The organism is Brevibacterium sp. CBA3109 (genome assembly GCF_040256645.1).
GTDB lineage: Bacteria > Actinomycetota > Actinomycetes > Actinomycetales > Brevibacteriaceae > Brevibacterium > Brevibacterium koreense.
In genome coordinates, this window is sequence record NZ_CP158281.1 from 1,297,046 (window position 1) to 1,319,208 (window position 22,163).

Annotated in this window: 16 protein-coding genes; 12 read left to right on the forward strand and 4 right to left on the reverse strand. The window is 63.3% G+C overall.

Annotation, left to right across the window (positions count from 1 at the left end; genetic code table 11):
* The first annotated feature begins 11 nt into the window (after positions 1-11).
* From AAFP32_RS05985 to manA, 9 genes are all read left to right on the forward strand, one after another.
* Positions 12-599 (forward strand): DUF5998 family protein, encoded by a 588-nt coding sequence (locus AAFP32_RS05985; protein ID WP_096167603.1) that lies wholly within the window; start codon positions 12-14, stop codon positions 597-599.
* Complete coding sequence (locus AAFP32_RS05990) at positions 599-1,762, forward strand: nucleotide pyrophosphatase/phosphodiesterase family protein (protein ID WP_350271042.1); 1,164 nt, start codon at positions 599-601, stop codon at positions 1,760-1,762. The genes AAFP32_RS05985 and AAFP32_RS05990 overlap by 1 nt, the downstream gene beginning before the upstream one ends.
* A gap of 35 nt (positions 1,763-1,797) precedes the next feature.
* A complete protein-coding gene (locus AAFP32_RS05995; RefSeq protein ID WP_350271043.1) occupies positions 1,798-2,982 on the forward strand; it encodes a class I SAM-dependent methyltransferase in 1,185 nt (394 codons plus the stop codon).
* Between the two features lie 73 nt (positions 2,983-3,055).
* Positions 3,056-4,300: a 5-(carboxyamino)imidazole ribonucleotide synthase gene (locus AAFP32_RS06000; protein ID WP_096167471.1), complete on the forward strand. Its 1,245-nt coding sequence runs from the start codon at positions 3,056-3,058 to the stop codon at positions 4,298-4,300.
* Position 4,301: 1 nt separating this feature from the next.
* Positions 4,302-4,877, forward strand: coding sequence for a 5-(carboxyamino)imidazole ribonucleotide mutase (gene purE / locus AAFP32_RS06005; RefSeq protein WP_373270349.1), 576 nt, complete (start codon positions 4,302-4,304; stop codon positions 4,875-4,877).
* 34 nt (positions 4,878-4,911) lie between these two features.
* Positions 4,912-6,063, forward strand: coding sequence for an acyl-CoA dehydrogenase family protein (locus AAFP32_RS06010; protein ID WP_180959914.1), 1,152 nt, complete (start codon positions 4,912-4,914; stop codon positions 6,061-6,063).
* A 304-nt stretch (positions 6,064-6,367) separates the two neighbouring features.
* On the forward strand, positions 6,368-7,888 hold the full coding sequence (locus AAFP32_RS06015) for an LCP family protein (protein ID WP_350271044.1): 1,521 nt from the start codon (positions 6,368-6,370) through the stop codon (positions 7,886-7,888).
* Positions 7,889-8,151: 263 nt separating this feature from the next.
* Complete coding sequence (locus AAFP32_RS06020) at positions 8,152-11,175, forward strand: NlpC/P60 family protein (RefSeq protein WP_350271045.1); 3,024 nt, start codon at positions 8,152-8,154, stop codon at positions 11,173-11,175.
* 270 nt (positions 11,176-11,445) lie between these two features.
* On the forward strand, positions 11,446-12,756 hold the full coding sequence (manA, locus tag AAFP32_RS06025; protein ID WP_350271046.1) for a mannose-6-phosphate isomerase, class I: 1,311 nt from the start codon (positions 11,446-11,448) through the stop codon (positions 12,754-12,756).
* A 525-nt stretch (positions 12,757-13,281) separates the two neighbouring features.
* Here the strand turns inward: manA and AAFP32_RS06030 are convergent.
* From AAFP32_RS06030 to AAFP32_RS06045, 4 genes are read right to left on the reverse strand one after another with little or no spacing between them, the layout of a single operon-like run.
* A complete protein-coding gene (locus tag AAFP32_RS06030; protein ID WP_096177442.1) occupies positions 13,282-13,947 on the reverse strand; it encodes a CoA transferase subunit B in 666 nt (221 codons plus the stop codon).
* 12 nt (positions 13,948-13,959) lie between these two features.
* Positions 13,960-14,748 (reverse strand): CoA transferase subunit A, encoded by a 789-nt coding sequence (locus AAFP32_RS06035; RefSeq protein ID WP_101642474.1) that lies wholly within the window; start codon positions 14,746-14,748, stop codon positions 13,960-13,962.
* A complete protein-coding gene (locus AAFP32_RS06040; protein ID WP_350271047.1) occupies positions 14,736-15,440 on the reverse strand; it encodes a hypothetical protein in 705 nt (234 codons plus the stop codon). The genes AAFP32_RS06035 and AAFP32_RS06040 overlap by 13 nt, the downstream gene beginning before the upstream one ends.
* Positions 15,441-15,476: 36 nt before the next feature.
* On the reverse strand, positions 15,477-16,607 hold the full coding sequence (locus tag AAFP32_RS06045) for a coenzyme F420-0:L-glutamate ligase (RefSeq protein WP_350271048.1): 1,131 nt from the start codon (positions 16,605-16,607) through the stop codon (positions 15,477-15,479).
* 494 nt (positions 16,608-17,101) lie between these two features.
* Here AAFP32_RS06045 and AAFP32_RS06050 point away from each other — a divergent pair, with 494 nt between their 5' ends.
* From AAFP32_RS06050 to AAFP32_RS06060, 3 genes are read left to right on the forward strand one after another with little or no spacing between them, the layout of a single operon-like run.
* Positions 17,102-17,545, forward strand: a complete 444-nt coding sequence (locus tag AAFP32_RS06050; protein ID WP_269465931.1) for a WhiB family transcriptional regulator — start codon at positions 17,102-17,104, stop codon at positions 17,543-17,545.
* On the forward strand, positions 17,542-20,691 hold the full coding sequence (locus AAFP32_RS06055; protein ID WP_350271049.1) for a glycosyl transferase: 3,150 nt from the start codon (positions 17,542-17,544) through the stop codon (positions 20,689-20,691). The genes AAFP32_RS06050 and AAFP32_RS06055 overlap by 4 nt, the downstream gene beginning before the upstream one ends.
* On the forward strand, positions 20,688-22,145 hold the full coding sequence (locus tag AAFP32_RS06060) for a DUF5719 family protein (RefSeq protein WP_350271050.1): 1,458 nt from the start codon (positions 20,688-20,690) through the stop codon (positions 22,143-22,145). The genes AAFP32_RS06055 and AAFP32_RS06060 overlap by 4 nt, the downstream gene beginning before the upstream one ends.
* The last annotated feature ends 18 nt before the right edge of the window (positions 22,146-22,163 follow it).

Sequence of the window (22,163 nt, forward strand, 5' to 3'; positions counted from 1 at the left end):
CAATGGGAGTCATGGCTTTACCCGAAGTTCTCGTTCACGATCTGCAGTCGGCCGGATACTACCCACAGCTCACACAGGGGATTCTGGCTGATTCTCTGTTCGGCGAACCGGTCCTCGCTCACTTCGTCCACATCGACACACATGTCGACATCGAATCCATCCACCGTCACGTCACTGCCTTCGTGCTCACCGAAACGCGACTGCTGCTCGCGCACGTCGACGATGACCCGAACGCTGCCCCCGGCTCCAAACCGCGGGCCGTGACGAGCAGCGAGGACATCGAACTCGAGCGTCTTGGCACCGTCATGGTCGGCCGGACCTTCGCAGACCCGGCCGCATTCATTCCCGGAGATAAACCGGTTGAGGTGTCTCTGACCATGTCATGGGGTGCCTCCCGACGAATCGAAGCCTTCCCTGAGACCTGCGGCGACCCGGAATGCGCAGCTGACCACGGCTACGGCGGATCGATCTTCTCAGAAGACGTCATGCTGCGCGTGTCCGCCGAGGCCGAAGGGCAGGCGGCGGTTGACCGCATCGCGGAATTCGCCGGAAAGCTGCGTGCCGCCGTGTTCCACGCCAGGCTCCGGTCACGCCGCTGATGGCGGATGCGAGCGCTTCACCGCTGACGGGGCCGCCCGACTATTCGGGTCCCATCCTCTCCGACGTGGTTCCGGCCGCGGCGCTCAGCCTCGGCGCGGGGGACATCTTCGACGATACGGCGCGAGCTCGGGCTCAGTCTCTGGGCCTCGATAGGGACTCGAGGACAACGATCGTCGTGCTCATCGACGGTATGGGGGAGAGTCAGCTCAAGCAGTACAGCGGCTACACCCCTTTCTTCCGGTCCCTGGCGGCTTCGCGACGAACTCTGTCCACAGGGTTCCCTTCGACGACCGCGAACTCCTTGTCCTCGCTGGCCACAGGACGTCTGCCCGGTGGCCACGGAGTCGTCGGATACCGTGTGCTCGACCCGGCCAAAGACGCCGTGTTCAACCAGCTGACCTGGGACCTCGACGTCGATCCGGTCTCCTGGGTGCCCGACGCAACACTGTTCGAACGTCTCACCGAGGCCGAGGTCGACGTGGTCAGCCTCGGCGAGGCCAAGTTCGCCGGACGAGGCTTGAACAGAGCCTCCTTGCGCGGGGGACGGTTCCGGGCTTCGAAGACACTCGAACAGCGTTGCGCCCAGGCCATCGAAGAGGCGAAGGCCCCCGGCCGTCGACTCGTCTACCTGTACTGGGGCAACCTCGACAAAACCGGCCACGTCCACGGGTCGAACTCCTCGCAGTGGACCGAGGAACTCGAACACGTCGACCTGGCGCTGTCGCAGCTGGCCAACGGCCTGCCGGCCGATTCGACGATGATCGTCACCGCCGATCACGGAATGGTCGACATCGACCACACTCTGCGTCTCGACCTCGCCGATGCCCCCGCGCTGCGTTCGGGGGTCAGACACGTCGGCGGCGAGCCGCGCGCGGTCCATCTCTATGCCCAGGAAGGTGCCGAGGCCGACGTCTACTCGGCCTGGACCGAGACGGTGGGGGACAGGGCGCTCATCCTCAGTCGCGATGAGGCCATCCGGCGCGGCTACTTCGGCCCTGTCGATCCCCGGTTCCGGCAGCGCATCGGGGACTTCATGGTCATCTGCCAGGACGAATTCGCCATCGTCGACTCGGACAACGAATCTGCCTCCGCGATCGCGCTCATCGGACACCATGGTTCGACGACGGCACGAGAGCTGCAGATTCCTCTGCTCGTGGTGTGAGCCGGGCCCGTGATCAGCGCCTTCAGGAACCCCCAGTGACCGGCCTCGAACCTTCAACGACCGCACTCGACTGGACCGAGGACGGGGCCCAACGGTCGGCGCACTGGCATTCGGAGAACCAGTCCGCAGCCCCGACGCAAGTGACGGTGATCAGCGACGACATCACTGCCGATGCCGCCTACCGTCTGGCCCGATCCGGGGCTGGGCTGCTGTGGCGCGGGGACTACCATAACGGTCGTCAGCTGCTGCAGGCGATGGACCGCCGTGTCAAACGCCACAGTGCCCGCCGCGGAGCCGGCAAACACGGTGGCGGCGGAGGCAGCGGTGCGGGGGCATTCGAAGCGCAGCGTCGCTCCATCGCCGATCGTGCCCGTCTGCTCGGTGCGCTGATCGTCGAACTCGACGATGGCTACCAGTTGAACCTGCGCCGCGCCCCCGATGTGAGGCTGGCCTGTGAGGCCGCCTACGGGCCGTCGACGGGACCGATGTGCGTCTCGCTGACCGAGTTGAACGGGGTGCTCGGTGCCTACCAATGGCAACTGAAGGGCGTGGCCATTCCCGCCCTCGGTGAGGACATCCACCCCCGCTACGGTGTGTTCTCCCCGATCCGCGGCGAATACGTCGATCTCGTCGCTCAGACACCATTTCCCGAGTCCGTGACAGGCAATTCATCTGCACCCGAGACGGCCTTCGATCTTGGCACGGGCACCGGCGTGCTCGCCGCAGTGCTGTTGCGCCGCGGGGTCGAACGCGTCGTGGCCACGGACATCAATCCCCGTGCGGTGACCTGTGCCCAGGAGAATCTGGAGCATCTGGGTCTCGCTGAGTCCGCCGAGGTGGTGGAGGCCGATCTCTTCCCGCAGGGACGCGCCGACCTCATCGTGTGCAACCCGCCGTGGCTGCCCGCCCGCCCGACGTCTGCGCTCGAGGCCGGTATCTACGACCCCGACTCCGATGTCCTCCACCGCTTCATCGAGGGTCTGGCTGCGCATCTGAGCCCTGCCGGCGAGGGATGGCTGATTCTGTCCGATCTTGCCGAGCACCTTGGTCTGAGGACCCGAGAGGCTCTGCTTGAGCGCATCACCGCTGCGGGGCTGCGAGTCCATGATCGACACGACACAGCTCCACGCCACCCTCGTGCCTCGGACACCGAGGACGAACTTCACAGGGCACGCGGCGTAGAGGTGACCTCGCTATGGCGCCTGAGACTCTCCAACTGAGGCCGGGCTCCCTCAGCGCGGCCGGGACTCGCATGCTGAACCTGCGCGTCTCATGTCTGCGGTGGACGATAGGATGGAGAATGTGACTTTTCCTCGTGTTGGTGTCATTGGCGGAGGCCAATTGGCACGTATGCTTGCCCCTGCCGCAGAAGCCCTCGGCATCCGCTTCTCAGTTCTCGCTGAGACCGCCGATGCCCCGGCCACTCAGGTCATCAATGAGGTGAGCGTCGGAGACTATACGGACTTCGCGACCCTCAAGGCCTTCGCCGAGACGGTGGACGTGGTGACCTTCGACCATGAGCATGTTCCCCCGGAACACCTGCAGGCTCTCGCCGAGGCGGGCCACGCAGTCCGCCCGGGACCGCAGGCCCTCATCTTCGCTCAGGACAAGATCCTCATGCGCAGGAGGATGGACGAACTCGGGCTGCCGAATCCAGCCTGGGCGGAGATCACATCGCGCGCCGATGTTGTCGCATTCGCGGAGCGAGTCGGATTCCCCTTCATCCTCAAGACACCTCGCGGTGGCTATGACGGTAAGGGTGTGCGAGTCATTGACACCATCGATGAGGCTCTCACCTGGCTCGACGAGGTCGGGCAGCTGTTGGCCGAGGAGAAGGTGGACTTCACCCGTGAGCTCGCAGTCATGGTCGGACGCTCCCCGATGGGCCAGACGGCGGTGTGGCCCGTCGTCGAGACCTGGCAGCAGAACGGTGTGTGCAAGGAGGCCATCGCGCCTGCACCGGGGCTGGCCGCAGATAAGGCGAGAGAGATCACCGAGGCGATCCTCAAGGTCGCCGGTGCCCTCGACGTCACCGGTGTGATGGCGATGGAGCTGTTCGAGACCGCCGAGGGATTCCTCATCAACGAATTTGCGATGCGTCCTCACAACACCGGTCACTGGACCCAGGACGGGGCCGTGACCAGCCAGTTCGAACAGCACCTTCGCGCGGTCCTCGACCTGCCCCTGGGCAGTCCCGCGGCGCGGGAAGATGTCTCCGTGATGGTCAACATCCTCGGCGCCGACCACGAAGACCTCTACCACCCCTATCTGCATGTGATGGCCCACGACCCGGCGGTCAAGGTCCACCTCTATGGCAAGGGAGTGCGCCCGGGCCGAAAGGTCGGCCATGTCAACGCCTACGGGCAGGACGCGGACCTCGTGCTCGCTCGCGCCCGTCATGCAGCGGACTTCATCGCCGGCGTCGACGTCAACCCGCATCCTCAGATGCCGGCCCCGGCAGACCTTGACGCGAATACGAATTCAGGTGCCGATGACTCCGCAGGCATTCCCGCCATCTCCGGCGACGAAAGGGTCTGATATGTCTCCAGCGAATGACGCCAGCTCCACGACTCACGACAACCCAGGAGCCACCTCGGTGCCGGACTCTGCGAATTCAGGCACCGCTGTCGTTGGAATCGTCATGGGCTCGGACTCGGACTGGCCGACGATGAAGGCCGCGGCCGAGGCCCTGGAGGAACTGGGCATCGAGTCGACCGCCGAGGTCGTCTCAGCCCACCGCATGCCCGAGGATATGGTCGAATGGGCCAAGACCGCCGCAGACCGCGGACTGCGTGTCATCATCGCCGGCGCCGGGGGAGCGGCCCACCTGCCCGGGATGATCGCTTCGATGACATCACTTCCGGTCATCGGGGTCCCCGTCCCGCTGAAGTACCTCGATGGTATGGACTCTCTGCTCTCAATCGTGCAGATGCCCGGAGGCGTCCCTGTGGCCACCGTTTCCATCGGCGGAGCCAAGAATGCAGGACTCCTCGCCGCCCGAATCTTAGGCGCCGGTGACACCGCTGCAGCGGAGGCGATCCGCGGCCGGCTCGACGAGTATCGGAGCCAGCTGCGGCAGATCGCTCTCGACAAAGGGCAGGCCCTGCGGCGATAATGGTGGTACTTAACGATCGATCAGTTATAGGAGAATGATGTTCGACCTCTATCAGCCCAGCGAAGAACACGAAGAGATTCGCGCCGCAGTGCGCAACGTCGTCGAGAAGAAGATCACACCCTTTGCCGCCGAGGTTGACGCCGATTCCCGCTACCCGCAGGAAGCCCACGACGCTCTCGTCGAGACCGACTTCTTCGCCGCCCACATCCCCGAGGAACATGGCGGCATGGGTGCTGACGCGCTGGCAGTGGCCATCATCATCGAAGAGGTCGCCCGTGGTTGCGCCTCGTCCTCTCTGATCCCCGCCGTGAACAAGCTCGGCAGCATGCCGGTCCAGCTCGGCGGCAGCGAAGAGATCAAGGCGAAGTACTTCCCGTCAGTGGCCCGCGGTGAGGCCGGGTTCTCCTATGGGCTCTCAGAGCGCGAAGCCGGGTCCGATACGGCCTCGATGAAGACCCGTGCCTTGGCCGATGGTGACGACTGGATCCTCAACGGCGTCAAGACCTGGATCACGAACGCCGGCGTTTCCGACTACTACACGGTCATGGCCGTCACTGACCCAGACGGTGCGCGCGGACGCAACATCTCCGCCTTCGTCGTTGAGAAGTCCGACGAAGGATTCACCTTCGGTGAGAAGGAGCGCAAGCTCGGCATCAAAGGCTCGCCGACGCGCGAACTCCTCTTCGACAATGTCCGTCTGCCCGGCGACCGCATCATCGGTGCCCCCGGTGAGGGCCTGAAGATCGCTCTGCGGACTCTGGACCATACTCGCGTGACGATTGCCGCGCAGGCCGTCGGCATCGCCCAGGGGGCGCTCGACTATGCGCTGGGCTACGTCAAGGAACGCCAGCAGTTCGGCAAGAACATCGCCGAGAACCAGGCGATCCAGTTCATGCTCGCCGATATGGGCATGAAACTCGAAGCAGCCCGTCAGCTCACGTACACGGCGGCAGCCAAGAGCGAGCGTTTCGATGACGACCTGACGTACTTCGGAGCCGCGGCGAAGGCCTTCGCCTCGGACGCAGCCATGGAGATCACGACCGATGCCGTGCAGCTGCTCGGGGGTGCCGGATATGTCGTCGACCATCCTGTCGAGCGGATGATGCGTGATGCGAAGATCACACAGATCTACGAAGGCACCAACCAGATCCAGCGCATGGTGATGGGGCGCAAGCTCATCAGCTGAGTCCAGACCCGCCTCGGCGGGGAGGAGCTCATGCTTCAAGCAAGAAGGTCACCGCCTGCGGGAGGTGGCCTTCTTCTCTGCGCGCTCACACTGAGGCACACGCGCCGAGCGTCTGTGATCAAGTACACCTGTCCCGACGCGACATGCGCAGGCCGAATGTGCCGGAATCCCGGGTTCGCACGCGCCACAATAGATGAACACAGTGGACTCTCCAGAAGGTTTGGCACAGTGGTCTGTGTCGCCGCGGGCTTCGGGTCCGCGCAGGTGGCCATAACAGCAACGAGCGCGAGGCAAAGGTAGGTCAGTGGCCGAAACGAGATACGTCGACCCCATCCATCATCCGTCGTACGCTTCACAGCCGACGCGGGATGTACGGGCGTGGATTCTTCTCCTGGTCACCGTTCTCATTCCCGGGGGAGTGCAGCTGCTGTTCCGGGCTCGTCGCTGGGCCAAGATCTCGCTGTCGATCACCGCGCTCAGCTGGATACTCGCGATCATTGCACTGATCGTGGTTCTCATCGACAAGAAGTTCCTCTTCACCATCGGCACGAATACCTTCCTGCTGACGTTCCTCACCATCTGGCTGCCGGTCATCGCCATCAACTGGATCGTGTGCCTCTTCGATGCTCTGCGCCGGATCAAGCTGGTCACTCTGTCGGCGAGGGCGCGCAAACGCTTCCTCGCCGCGTTCTGCGCTCTGGTTCTCGTCGTTGTGGGCCCGCTGGCCTGGGGCACGACGCTGCTGGACTCCCAGCGCGGACTGATGGCTGATCTCTTCGCCTCAGGGAAGGCCGCGAAACCCGTGGACGGTCGCTACAACATCCTTCTCCTCGGCTCAGATGCGGGCAAGGGGCGCACCGGCATCCGCCCGGATTCGCTGTCCCTGGTCTCGATCGATGCGAAGACCGGCAAGACCGTCATCGTCGGTCTTCCGCGCAACATGGAGAATGTGCCTTTTCCCAAGGATTCGCCGCTGCATAAGCAGTACCCACAGGGGTTCAACTGCGGCGACGAATGCCTGCTCAATGCGGTCTTCCAGCAAGGTGAGCGACACAAGGACGAGTTCGAGAACCCGAAACGAGCAGGGGAGCAGGCCACGATGGATGCCGCCTCGGCGGTCACGGGTCTCGAAGTCCAATACTTCGCCATGGTCAACCTCAAGGGATTCGAGAATCTCATCGATTCCCTGGGCGGGATCACGCTGGTTTCGGGAAAGCGGGTGCCGATCTCCTCGAAAGTCGATCCGACCACCGGCGAGCATGGTCCAGTCAAGGGGTGGATTGAGCCGGGCAAGCAGAAGCTCGACGGCTTCCACGCATTGTGGTTCGCGCGTTCTCGTGAGTTCTCCAGCGACTACGAACGGATGATCCGGCAGCGCTGCGTGCAGACGGCTATGGTCAAGCAGCTCGACCCCGCCACAGTTCTCACTCGGTACCAGGAGATCGCCAAGGCAACCCCAGGGGCACTGTCGACGGACATTCCCTCCTCCGAGGTGGACGAGTTCGTGGATCTGGCGCTGAAGGTGAAGTCGCAGAAGATTGAATCGCTTGACCTCACTCCGCCGAACGTGACACCATCACACCCTGACTTTGACGCCGCCAGGACCTTGGTTGCGGACGCGATCGCAGAATCATCCAAGGATGCTGAGAAGGACAAAGACGCTCAAGCAGCGCCAGGCGACACGTCCGGAGCACTCGCCGGGGTCAATGCGAGCCGTGGACTCGCAACCGGTATCAGCACCCAGATCAGTGCTCAACGTGGCACCGGAAGCGGCTCTGACGAGGGCAAAGAGAGTGCAGAGAGAGCTATCTGCTACGTGCCTTGAGGCATCGATGACCCAGTCGACCTTGTGCGCTGGCTGACCGCAGCCGGGAATTGCGACGGATTCCAGGAAAAAGTTTCGCTCGGTGTGTCCCTTGCAAACACTGGGAATCACACCGGTGTAACTTGATTATTTTGTTATTTGGCTAGTCTGACACGCCGTATATGTGTAACAATTTTGAGATGTTGGGATTACCCACCGTCCTGCCAACGGTGAGATGATTCCAGGGCCTGAACTTCCCTGACTTCCTCGAAAAGGCTGTAACGATGAAACTTTTATTGCCCACAGTCGCGGGCTGCGCTTCGGTCGCACTCGTCGGCACCTTAGCGGTCACGGCACCGACTGCCTTCGCGGCGTCGACTGAGCCGGAAGTGACCCAAGAGGCGCTGAGCGTGAGCGAAGACGGACTCAACGTCCCCGGCGCCCGCGCTTCCAGTGATTCCTCTGCCAATGTCGCCAACCAGAGCGCAACCAGCAACCTGCCGAACATCTTCAAGTCGCAGACCGCTGTCGCCTCTACGCGTGTGCCTGCCACCGTCAACGTGAGTTCGGGCGCTTCTGCTGTCGGCGCTTCCACCGGTTCGATCAATCCCGTCTCCACGGGACTGTCGTCACCCGAGGGCGGAAGCGAAGCCAGTGCCCCTGCAGAGTCCGCCTCGAAGGCCGCTCCATCTGCTCCTGCCGATGAATCAGGTAAGCAGGACTCAGCAACGAAGGACGAGAAGTCCAAGGGGGCTGAATCGTCCGACAAATCCGGCGACAGCGACGACATCTCCGGCTCGGTTCGTCAGAAGACCGAGGACGGCGTGAATATCGCGCTGATCTCCGACGTGCTCGACGTTCCCACCAACAACCCGAGCCTCGTCGGCTTCACCTTCTCCGAGTCGCAGTCCAACATCCGCATCCAGGTCCGGGTCAAGAGCGGTTCTGAGTGGGGCAGCTGGGATTCTCTCGATGAGGACCGGCAGGACGAATCGAAGAACCGGGGTTCCGAGCCGTTTACGATCAACCATGCCTCGGGTGTGCAGATGCGCATTCTGGGCGACAAGGCGCCCAGCGACGCCGAACTCGTCCTCGTTGATCCCAAACGCGACGCCAACGATGCTGCCGCTGTGGCTGAAAATGACCCGGTTCAGATCGAGCCGCAGAGCTCCAACCCATCCGAAGGCGTCGGAGGCTCTTCACCGGCCGCCTCAGATGACTCAACTGTGGAGACAGTTGCCGCCCCCGGTCAGGCTGAGGTGAGCAATCAGAACTACGTACCTGACTCGTCTTCAGTGACGACTGTTGCGAAGTCGAAGAAGGTGCCGAAGCCCAAGATCGGCTCGCGCTCTTCATGGGGGGCGAAGTCCTACAGCGGAAGCCCCGACTACGCCAGCGGAATCAAACAGGCCGTCATCCACCACACCGATGGATCGAACAGCTACTCCGCGGAAGACGTGCCGGCAATTCTGCGCGGTATCCAGAGCTTCCACCAGAAAGGCCGTGGATGGAACGACATCGGCTACAACATCCTCGCCGACAAGTACGGCCGTCTGTGGCAGGGCCGTGGCGGTGACATCAACAAAGCAGTGATCGGTGCACATACTGCCGGACACAACACAGGCACTGTCGGAATCTCCGTGATGGGCAGCTTCGACACCAAGGCGCCGCCGAAGAAGACCCGCGATGCGGTGGCAGCGGCCATCGCCTGGAAGTTCTCTCTCAACAACGTCAAGGCCGGTAAGTCGACCATCGTCGGTCACCGTAACCTCGGCACCACTGCCTGCCCGGGCGATGCCTTCTACGCCAAGTTCGGCGAAATCCGTTCAACCGTCTCCGACGTCATGAAGTCCGGTGACCTGCCGTCCGACAAGAAGAAGGACGACAGCAAAAAGGACGACAAGAAGAAGGACGACTCCAAGAAGGACGACTCCAAGAAGGACGACTCCAAGAAGGACGACAAGAAGAAGGACGACTCCAAGAAGGACGACTCCAAGAAGGACGACTCCAAGAAGGACGACAAGAAGAAGGACGACTCCAAGAAGGACGACTCCAAGAAGGACGACTCCAAGAAGGACGACGGCAAGACGGCGACGCCGAAGCCGAAGACCGAGATCGAGAAGTACGCTGCGGACCACGCGAAGGAACTCGGCAAGGCCACAGGCAAGGAACACGACCTCAAGGGCGTGGACGGCGCACGTGCCCGTGCCTACGAGAAGGGCAACGTCTACTGGTCCAAGAAGACCGGTGCTTACCACCTCTCGGGAGCGATCAAGAACTCGTATAAGGGTGATGTCGTGACCCAGCTGGGCCTGCCCACTTCGAAAGAGAAGGGTGGCTTGAAGGACGGGGGAGCGGCGCAGTCGTTCCAGAAGGGCAATATCTACTGGTCGAAAGACACAGGTGCTCACTACACCACCGGAACACTTCTGAAGTATTGGGGTGACAAAGGTACCGTCAAAGGACACCTCGGTTACCCCGAGTCGGATCCGGTGTACAAGGACGGACGAGGAGAGCAGCTGTTCGAAGGTGCTCGACTCGTCTGGGCCGAGGGCTATGGAACCACAGAGTTCTCGCCCACCGGAACCATTGACGGCGGCGTAGTCGATACCAATGGTCCGGGTGATCCCGATGATGCCAAGGCCTCCGGTGGTGCCGATGAGTCGGCGCCACCGGGGGACAACGCCACCGATGGCGGTTCGGCTGCAGACTCCGGGGAAGGTTCTACAGACGATACAGACGCCAAGGGTGACGACAAGGATTCCAAGGACGACAAGTCCAAGGACGATAAGTCCAAGGACGACAAGTCCAAGGACGATAAGTCCAAGGACGACGACAAGCCGAAGTCGGACAAGCCTAAGGATGACAAGAAAGACAAGGACGAAAAGTCTAAGGACGAAAAGTCCAAGGACGACAAGAAGGACGACAAGCCGTCGAAGGCTGAGAAGATCCAGGCTCAGCGTGACTCCATCGTCAAGGAAGCGAAAGCTCACCTCGGCGTGAGGTACGTCTGGGGTGGAACCTCACCGACGAGGGGCTGGGACTGCTCGGGATACACCCAGTACGTCTATGGCAAACACGGCATCAACCTGCCGCGAACTACTAGTCAGCAGCGTAACGCCGGCACGGTCATCCCGGCCAGCGAAGCCAAAGCAGGCGACATGATCTGGATCCCAGGACACATCGGCATCATCTCCGAGACCAAGGGGCAGATGTACGATGCGGGCTCGACCCGGACGAACACGACGAAGCGCAGCTACAGCTGGATGCTCAATCGTGGAGCGAAGGTCATTCGCGTCGTCGGCTGATGACTGCAAGGTTGCATCGGTCGGGTAAGACTCGGCAGATAGCTCCAGTGCCTCGCGGCCGGTTCTGAAATGAACCGGCCGCGAGGCACTTTTGGTTGCGGTTCCATGCGCCTTTGACCATGCGATGAATTGCAGATGTCCTGGTCTGAACAGTCAGTGAAGCCACCTCGGAAAACCGTGATTAGTCCAGGTGAACGCGCTAACGTGGAGAAACACGCACGACAATTGCGTATGTTCATCCGATGAGTCCAGCCGAAGGGGACCAAGACAGTGCGTCGATTGCACAACACGGTCAAGAATTTCGCTTGGGGCAGTACGGACGCGATCCCAGCAATTCTGGGAACCGCACCCGACGGCACTCCCTGCGCAGAGCTCTGGCTCGGAGCGCACCCCCTCAGCCCCTCTCATCTGGACACCGGACAGTTTGATCAGCAGCGCTCGACCTGCCGTGCCGCGCAGCAGGGATCATCATCTCTGGATGTGAAGACGGACAGCAGCACGGTTGGCCCCAACCTCATCGAATACCTTGCCGGCGACCCTGCGGGCCTGTTGGGCCACGATTCGCTGCAGGTATTCGGTCCACGTCTGCCATTCCTGCTCAAGGTCCTCTCCGCGCGGAAGGCGCTCTCGATCCAGGTGCATCCGAATCCGGAGCAGGCGGTCATCGGATTCGCCCGGGAGGAGTCTGAGGGCCCCGATCTCGACGCCCCGACTCGCAACTACAAAGACACCTCCGCCAAACCGGAACTCATCTACGCCCTCACCGAATTCCACGCGCTGACCGGATTCCGGTCGCGCAAGGCCGTGCGTGCAACCTTCGAGCGTCTGCTGTCACTGTCATTGTCACCGACCTCCCTGGACTTTCTGGGTGACGTGATCTCGGCGCTGAAATCCGTGACCGAGGCCAAGGCCTTCGCCAAAGCAGTCGAGCTCGTCCTCGGCGACTCGCGGTCTGCTGGCTTCGTTGACGAGGTCGCCAGTCAGGATTTGGCAGAACTGCCCGAAGGCCACATCAGTCGTTCAGGCACAGCAGTCGATCCTGCTGAGACCTTTCACGAACTTGTGGCTGACTACCCCTCCGATCCGGGAGTGCTCATGGCACTCATGCTCAATCGCGTCCATCTCCAACCGGGGGAAGCCCTGACGATGGAATCGGGCGTGCTGCACGCCTACCTGGGTGGGACCGGGATCGAGGTCATGGCCTCGAGCGATAATGTTCTGCGCGGGGGACTGACGAACAAGCACATCGATATCCCGGAGCTGGGCAAGGTTGCGAAGTTCACCGCGGCCAAGCCTCGCATGGTTGAACCTGACCGTGACGGAATCCTCCTCGGCACGACCGAGGACTTCGCACTGCAGTCGCTGCGGTGCCCACGACTGACGCAGGTTGAACGCCGAGGCGCGAGCATCGCCCTGTGCACGTCGGGAAGCATCACTGTGGCCTCCCTCGGGTCCACAGTGACACTCACACGTGGTCAGAGCGTGTTCATCCCGGCAAATGAGCCCACAGTGACCGCGGACGGCCATGGGGATCTGTTCGTGGCGACTACCGGTCTCGATACCTCGCTGCCCTTCGCCTGAACCGTCTGCGCTGGGTCCGAGCCGACTGGCGGTGGTCCGAGCCACCTGCCGTTGCTGGACGTGTCGCGCAGATTCCGCCTGTGCCTCTCGCATATTCGATGTGTGTTGGTGGGCGCAAGCGATTTGGGCAGCGGGCGATTTGGGCACTGAGGCCTCGCGCACCCCGTACCGTCAGCAGCAGATCAACTCGTTGCTGAGGTGCCGTTTGCTGCTGAGTGTAGGGGTTGCTGAACTATATGGTGTCTATGCAGCTAACGCGGTGTTCAGCGACTGGTGGTGCGTGGTGCACCGGGCCGGCAAGTGCTCTGATCGCCGAGACGCGCTTGCGAAGTGCTCACCCGGGTCACTCGCGGCACCCTGAGACATGCAAAGAGGCCGCCCCGGGCAGAGTTCCTCGGAAGGAATCGGCCCAGAACGGCCTCGCAGCAAACTACCAGGACAGCAGCACCTCGTGGTACCACCCAGCGCTTGGGTGCATCAGGAGGCTGAACGCCGCAACCCTCCAGCCACCCGGCGGTCAGTGCCTCAGGCGGCGTCGACGCTGATGGTGGGGACGTCGTCGGGGACGTTCACCTGGGCGCCGGTCTTCTCCTTGACTTCTTCGACGGTGACACCGGGAGCCAGTTCGACGAGGGTGAAGGAGTCCCCGGAGACGTCGAGGACGGCGATATCGGTGATGATGCGGCTGACGACGCCCTTGCCGGTCAGTGGCAGCTCACAGCTGGACAGGAGTTTGTGTGAGCCGTCCTTGGCGACATGGTCCATGATGACGATGACGCGCTGCGCTCCGTGGACCAGGTCCATGGCACCGCCCATTCCCTTGACCATCTTGCCGGGAATCATCCAGTTCGCGATGTCGCCGTTCGTGGCGACCTGCATGGCGCCGAGGATCGCAGCATTGACCTTGCCGCCGCGGATCATGCCGAAGCTGGCGGCAGAATCGAAGTAGGAAGCACCGGGGAGCATCGTGACGATCTCCTTGCCGGCGTTGATGAGATCAGGGTCGATCTCGTCCTCGGTGGGGTAGGGGCCGACGCCGAGGAGACCGTTCTCCGACTGCAGGACGAGGTCGACCCCCTCGGGCAGGTAGTTGGGCACGAGTGTCGGCATTCCGATGCCCAGGTTGACGTAGCTGCCGTCTTCGAGCTCGAGGGCTGCGCGGGCCGCCATCTGGTTTCTTGTCAATGACATATCTGGTTCTCCTCAGCCCTTGTCAACAGTTGGATCTGTGCGAACGGTGCGTTTTTCGATGGGTTTGTCCGCCACCTGTTCCGCAGTCAGCTCGACGACGCGGTGGACGAAGATGCCGGGAACGTGGACGTCATCGGGATCGATCTCTCCGGGCTCGACGAGCTTCTCGACCTCGGCGATGGTGATCCGGGCCGACTGTGCGGCCGGGGGATTGAAGTTCCTGGCCGAAGAGTTGAAGACGAGGTTGCCGTGGCGGTCTCCGACAGCGGCGCGGACGAGCGCGTAGTCGGGTGCCAGTGACTCTTCGAGGACGTATTCCTTCTCTTCGCCGAAGGTGTCGAAGACGCGTGTGTCTTTGGCCGGTGATTCCTTGACGACGTTGCCTTGCGCGTCGTACTTCCACGGCATCCCGCCGTCTGCGACCTGGGTGCCGGCACCGGTGATCGTGTAGAACGCGGGGATTCCGGCTCCACCGGCGCGCAGCTTCTCGGCGAGGGTTCCCTGCGGGGTCAGCTCGACCTCGAGTTCGCCGGAGAGGTACTGGCGAGCGAATTCCTTGTTCTCGCCGACGTAGGAGGCGATGATGCGGCGGAGGCGGTGATCAGCGAGCAGCAGGCCCAAGCCCCGCCCGTCGACTCCGGCGTTGTTCGAGATCACCTCGAGGTCCTTGGCACCCTGGTCCTTGATCGCTCGGATCAGGAACTCAGGCACGCCGACGACACCGAAACCGCCTACGGCGATCGATGATCCATCTGCAATATCGGCTACCGCTGCAGCGGGGGTATCAACTACTTTGTCCATGATCCCAGTCTGCCACGGACCTCGCCGAGGCTGCTCGCCAGGTCCGTCATGCCACCATCGTCCATCCCGTTGGCCAGCAGAGACTCACCCCCGCGAAGAAGGTGGCACAGGAACGTCGCCCACTCCTCGGGGCGGGGTGTCGAGTTCGAGACGAGGATGCCTGAGCTGGAGTCGTTCGGAGACTCGGTCCATTGGATCTCTTGGTCACCGACGAGGAGAGTCCCGGTGGACTGGAGGCGCCGAGGTGTCACGTCCGGGTAGGCGCGGATCGCCGAGTTGACGTCGATGAAGTCCTCATCGATCGGTGTGCTCAGAGCCAGGGCGGGTGGGTTGTAGACGAAGATCTCCTCTGCCGCGGTGAGGCTTTCATCGTCCTCGTGGCCCAGTGGCACGAACGCGTGGAAGTCGGCATCCGGTGCTGCCGATCCGCTGGCCTGAGCGTCCGTGCCGAGGACGACACGACCGTCGGCGAGGAGGACGCTGAGAATCGCGACGAGTTCCCGCCAGTGCAGTCCAGCAGGCATCGGCACGAAGAGTGTGAAATCAGGGCCGAGATCGTAGTCTCCGAAGAGGCCAACGCCCTTGTTCACCCAGTTCGCCACGACCGGACCGGTGAGGTCGAGTCGGTCGAAGTCTGGGCCGCGCCAGAAGAGGACGGGTCCGCCTGTGCGGCTGATGATGGAAAGATCCACGAGGGATGACCTGCTTTCTCAATGGTTGTGAGGCGTTCAGTGGGACAGAAGCCCGATGTTGATGCGGACCCCGCGGGGGAATGCTCCGAGCTCTCCGTCGGCCCACTCCCATTTCGTGGTCGCGCTGAGATCCTCGGCGAAGAGTGCAGTGTGCATGCGCTCGACGAGAGAGCCGAGGCCGACCATCGCCTCCAGGAGGGGAGGGCCACCGGCTTGCGGCGTTGCGGGTGAGTCGGAGGGCCCCATCGTGATCCGGGATCCGGACCCTTCGATGCGCATTCGCCAAGCAGCCTGCCCGGGGGTGCGTGAGGCTCCGGCGCGGACGACCCGGATGGCGCGGGAGACGCGTTCGAGGATGTCGTCGCTGTTGTCACCGGCAGCGGCACGGCCCGGCAACTCGGTGACGCCGAGTCCCCTGTGGATTGCTTCGACATGGCCGTAGCGGAACCAATCCTCACCGAGGTCGCGGCTCAGAGCCTTTGCCCCGGCTCGGCCGTTGTCCAGGTATCCGCCGGCACCTCGAACGAGTGCCATGGGCAGACCTCGTGATGATCCCTTGACCAGATCGGCTGCGGCGGCGATCTCATCGGCCACCGCGCGGACAGTCACCGATTGCACGCGGCCATCGTCGTCAGGTTTGCCGCGCTGATCGTCGAGGCCGGAGAAGCCGGAGAGACCGAGCGCGAAGTCACCGACGCCGATCCTCCAAGGCCGCGAGATGGTGTCGGAGATGACGACCCCGATCCGCACGGAGAAGGACTCTTCGACCCGAAGGCGCAGCTTCTCAGCCGAATCATCGCTGTCATGAGGGTGGAGGACGACGGCGCCGCTCGAATTCGACTGGTCGAGTCCGGCCGCCGCCTGCACGGTGCCTGAATGGGTGCGCACGATCTGGACGGTCGACCCGGAGGCATAAGTCCGTTCGGCAACGAGGTGGTTCGAGCACTCCTTGACGAGGTCCTCGAACTCCGCCCGATCATTCACGCTGCGCAGGCGTCCGTCAGCTTTGGACACTACTTTCGACGCGATGACGAGGATGTCGCCGTCCTTGAGGTCGATCCGATTTCGGCGCAAGGAGTTGACAAGTATCGCTGTCAGATCGGAACCGGGCGCGATGTCCTCTTCGACGGGCGGCGCATAGACGGTGAGCAGTCGGTCATTCATCATCGCGTCCGTATCGTCGTCGGGCAGCCTCGGCGCCCGAGTTCAGTGGGCAGATGCGGGGATCGGGCGACGATCGCGAGTGATTCGACTCTCATGCCTCCATAATCCCACCGACGGCAAATGTTTTCGAAATTCTCCAGATTTGATCAGGTGGGCACCACAGGTTGTGTCAACGCCAGACAGTGGTCGCTATATGTGGTGTTCCTGGCGCGTGTGTATGTGAAGGTGTGTTCGAATAACCCGCAAGTGTCCCCCTCAATACTCCACGAGGGCTTGACGAGGCGGTAATGACACGCGTGTAATTTAGACTTAACAGGGGAACGCACTTAGCACGAATCCTCGGATTCGAGCATCCACCACGCTGATGCCGTCAGCACGAGCTTCACCTCCGGAACCATCCGGGGAGTCGGTCGCACCCAGACCATTTCACTCCTCGAACGGTACCGGAACAGGAGCTCGCAGTGGTAGGTGAGCTGAGCGTGAGAAAGGGGAAAACCGTGCAAAGCGCACAGAGCAAAAGGCAGGAGAGGGAAGACTTCTCCACAGTCGTGCCCGGAGTCACTTCACGAAGTGCCGAAGACTGGTTCGTCGAACCAGGGGCGCGTACACCGGATACTCTGCCTGATCCATTGGCGATCGATCCGAACGATCTGACACCGCTGCCCACGGACAACTCCGCCGTATCGCCGCTCTCACTGCTCTTCGGGGCGGCAGAGGACGGCGAACTTTCCTGGCAGGACCAAGCGCTGTGCGCTCAGACCGACCCCGAGGCGTTCTTCCCTGAGAAGGGCGGATCGACTCGTGAGGCCAAACGTGTCTGTGCCTCGTGCGACGTCCGCTCGGACTGCCTCGAATACGCGCTGGCCAATGACGAGCGCTTCGGAATCTGGGGTGGCATGTCTGAACGTGAACGCCGTCGACTCAAGAAACAGGTCGTGTGAAATCTGCCGTCACCGTTGTCGTCGCCTCAGGCGACGACAACAGCAGGATGGAGCTCGAAACAGCTCTGAGTACGACCTACCCCGGGATTCCGATCGTGGATCTCGGGGGTCTTGCCGTTAGGGAGGCCCTTGCCCTCCCTGCTGTTGCCGACAGCACCTATCTGTGGTTCCTCACCGCAGACTCGCGTCCAGAGTCCGACTGCCTCGGAGAACTGCTCGACGCCATCGGTGCGACCGAATCGATCGCTGCTGTGGGCCCCAAGATCATGCACACAGACCACATCGTCTCCGCTGGTGTCACCACCACCTCGGCGGGGGCCAGGGTCAACCCGGTGGCGGAGGGAGAAATCGATCAGGGGCAGCGTGACGGCCAGTCGGAGGCGCTGGGCCTCGACCTGCCCGGCATGCTCATCTCCACCTCTGAGCTCGAGAGGATCGGAGCTCCGTCCCGTGTACTCGGCGTGGCCTATCGTGGCCTCGAATACTCGCGTCGACTGCGCGATCTCGGCCGTCGGGTCGTCGTCGCCCCACGTGCCAGACTCACGGTGTCCGCAACCTCGGCCGCCCAGCTGGGGTCCTCACCGCTGCCACCGCGCTCGAAGTCTCAGATCCGGAGCGAACAGCGCTACCGACTCAGCCTCGCCAGCCCCGGATTCGGCGGCATCTTCTGCCTCCTCATCCTCACCCAGCTCAAGAACACCCTGGCGGGTCTGCTGTCGAACAACGTCCGCGCCGCTTCCTGGTATTTCTCCGCGCTGCTCGGGCTCGTCGCCGACGCCCGCACCACCTCGCATCTGAGACGGTCCAACGCCCGTCGCAGCCGTCTGGCGAAACGCACCACCGACTCCCATGTGGCCGCGCTCTACGCGGACCCGGACGAACTCGCCGTCCAGCGCCGGAGCATGAATTCCGCCGAGGAAGCCCGGCAGACCCAGGCCGGCTCGGCAGCCGGCACAGGCCCGGAGCACATCGACGAAACCGAGCTCAACCCTGTAGGTGACACGGAAGAGGCCATCGACTCGTTCTCACGCCTCGAGGTCACCGGAGGTTCGGGGCTCTTCCGCAATCCCCTGACCTACCTCCTCCTCGCGGCCGCGGCGCTGAGCGGCTTCGCCTCGTTCCGCCTCTTCGGTCCCGGCCACGTTGTCGGCGGTGGGCTGGGTTCCACCGACGTGACTCTGGGCGATCTCGTCGGCCGTCTGCTCAGCCCTCACCTCGACGTCTCCACTGGGGCCGCGGCTGTCGCCGACCCCTACCAGTTAGTCCTCGCAGCCTTCAGTGTTCCGTTCCTGGGTGACGTCGACATCATGGTCCGCACCTTGATTCTCCTCGCCCCGATCCTTGCCGTCATCGCCGCCTACAGCGCGGCGGGTGCGATCGTGAAACGGAAATGGGTGCGCGGATTCGCCGGTCTGCTGTGGATCGCCGCTCCACTCTTCGTCACCGCGCTCTCGGCCGGCCGCCTCGGTGTGATCTTCGTCTGGATTGCGGCACCGCTCTTCGTCATCGCCCTGCGTCGCAGCCTGCGCACCGGGTCGATCGCCGCTGCCGCGAGTGCGGGACTCCTGCTGTTCCTGATGATCGCGGGCGTGCCGCTGATGCTGCCACTGGGCATCATCCTCACTGTCGTGCTGCTGTGTACCGGTTGCGGTCTGCGTCACCTGTGGCTGCTGGCCCCGACCCTGTTCCTGGCCTGGCCATGGCTGGTCGCGCTCGTGAGCGACCCGGGTGCGGTCTTCGTCATGCCCGGCCAGACCTTGGCCCCACCTGCTCCTCCGACCTACCTTCTTGCGGTCGGCTTCCCCTCGCAGATCGACATGAGCTGGCTGGCAGACCTGCTGTCCGCCGTCGGCGTCAGCGGCGTCAGTCCCGGGATCCTGCAGCTGTGGGCCCCGATCCTGGTGCTGCCGATGCTCATCCTCGGGTTCCTCACGCTCATCGAAGCTCACCTCCAACTCTCCCGCCTGGTGTGGGCCGTGGGCCTCTACCTCGCCGGTCTGCTCTTGGCCACAGTCCAGGTCCTCATCCCGGCCCAAACCGGCCCCTTCCACCTCATCGGCTCCTATCCTGCCGCAGGCCTGACCCTGCTCAGCCTCGGCGCGATCATGCTGCTCACGCTCGGTGCACAGACCACGACGACGCGATCGACGAACTCCCGCCGACTGCCCATGCGCGGTCTGTCCGGGCTCGTGGTCATCGCGGCCGTCGGCCTCATCGTCGTCAGCGCCGGAGGCAGCACCGCCTCGGCGGACATCGTCACCACCCAGGAACACGGCACCGTCCCGGCATTGGCCGCCGACCGTGCCGCTGGTGACACCCAGGCACGCACCCTGCGACTCGATGTCCTCGACGGCGAGGTCCGCGCCCGACTGCTCTCATCCGCCGACGGAACCGTCATCGGCACCTCGACCATCCAGTCGGCAAAGGCGGTCGGTGGCTGGCCGTGGGAGCGCAGACCCCTGCCCATCAGCGAAGACCAGACACTCATCGCGCAGGCCGCTGCAGCGCTTTCGGGCGATGACGCCGGAGATGTCCGATCCATTCTGGGTCAGCTGGGCGTGGATTTCGTCCTCGTCGACTCGGGTGCGAAGAACCTGGCGAATTCGGTGGCCGCCGCCGATGGAGTGGTCCAGGTCGGACCGACCGAATCGGGCGGACTGTGGCGGGTCGACACCCCCTACAGCGGCCGGTTCCTCATCCGAGAACCCGACGGTTCGATGAGCACCGCACCGATGCACGGCAGCATCGCCGAGGTGGCCCCCGGTGACGATGGCCGCACCCTGATCGTGTCCGACAGCTCAGACAACATCACCGCCAGCATCGAAGGCAAGGACCTGCCGCAGCCGGAGAAGTCCGCGATCGGTTGGGCCTCCGAATTCTCACTGCCCGCCGCAGGCGGAGGAGTTGATCTCACCTACGGTTCGGCGCTCTATGCCCCGGGCATCATCGTCGGCTGGATCCTCGGCCTCCTCACCATCATCGTTGCGATCCCCTTCGGATCTCAGCGCCAGACCCTGGCCTGGTCACGAACAACTCGTGCGAAAACCAAGCGACCTACTGGTGCGAAAACCAAGCGACCGACTGGTGTGAGATCCAAGCGGAAGTCCGGCCGAACAACCGAGCATCCTGTGGAGGCGAAGCCATGAAACACATGCGCAGCATCGTGACCTTCGCGGCGATCGCCGTGCCTGGAGTGCTCGTAGCCACGACCTCATTCCTGACCCCGCTGACACCGGGCACACTCGACCGCAGCCCCGAGCAGGTGAGAATGCCCACCGCCGACACCCGTGTGATCTGCCCCGGCCCACTTCTGACCGATGACGAGGCAGAGGGCACCGACACGGAGTTCGTCGACGATTCGAACGTGTCCACTCGTGCCGTCTCCGCCTCCGCACCGATCAGTGCCGCCGACGGCTCGGTCTCCGCAGCCCGTCTGCAGGTTGCGGATCTGGGCGGGTCAGCAAACTTCGACAACCCCAGCTCCGACGGCTTCGTCTCCGGTGACGATCCGATCGACAAGACCAAACTCATCACCGGGTTCGCCCGTCCCGGGGCGCCGGCGCTGACGACCGGCGTGGAAACCGTTGAAGGCACATCGGGCGATCTCACCGGACTGGCGACCCTGACCTGCGGGTCAGCGGCGAGTAGCTTCCTGATTCTGGCTGGCTCCGGTGGCGCAGGATCGAACTCCCAGCTGCTGCTGAGCAATCCCGGCGACGTTCCCGTCCAAGCCGAGGTCACTCTCATGACACCATCCGGTCAGCGCGGGGAGCCGACAGAGGTGAGCATCAAAGCTGGGAAACAGCGAGCCATCCGACTGGCGGGTCTCGCCGCGGGAGCCGAGGCACTGGCCGTCGACGTCAAGGTCGACGGGGGAGTCGTGGCCGGCTCCCTCCAAGAGACCGTGCTCGACGGACTGACCCCCAAGGGCATCGACCTGGCCACCAGTGGAGCAGATTCCGCTTCGCAGCAGGTCGTCACCGGGCTCGACGGGAAGGACGCACGCCTGCGCGTGGCCAACCCGGGCGACGACCTGGCGGAGGTTTCTCTCAAGGCCTACGGACCTGACGGGGAGATCGACATACCCCGATCATCGATGACCGTGGTCGCACACGGAGTCGCCGAGGCTGAGCTCGGCGATCTTGAAGCCACGAGCGTCGTCCTCGATTCGGACCAGAGCATTCAGGCCAGCGCATTCATCGGTCAGGACGGAGAGAAGGGCAGTGCGGACTTCGGAAGCATCAACGCCACCGACACCCTCGCCGACTCTCAGATCATGGCCCTGCCTCGCACGGGCACCGGAAAATTGTACCTTTCACCAGGGCAGGGGCAGGTGCAGGTGAGAGGCATGCGCGACGATGGATCGCTCACGCAGCCCCAGTCGATCGACCTCAACCCCACCGGCACCACCGAATTCAGCCCTGCTGAGGTCTCCCCGGATGCAGTTCGCGCCATCGTCATCAGCGGCGAGAATGCCTCGGGATCCCAGTCCGACGGCGTCCACGCCAGCTATGTGGTCACCACGGACTCCGGGATCTCCGCAGTGCAGCCGGCTCCGGCGCCTGCCGGTGTGGCCTACCGCGACATCCGCCTCGGCTGACGATCGTGAGAGCGGAGT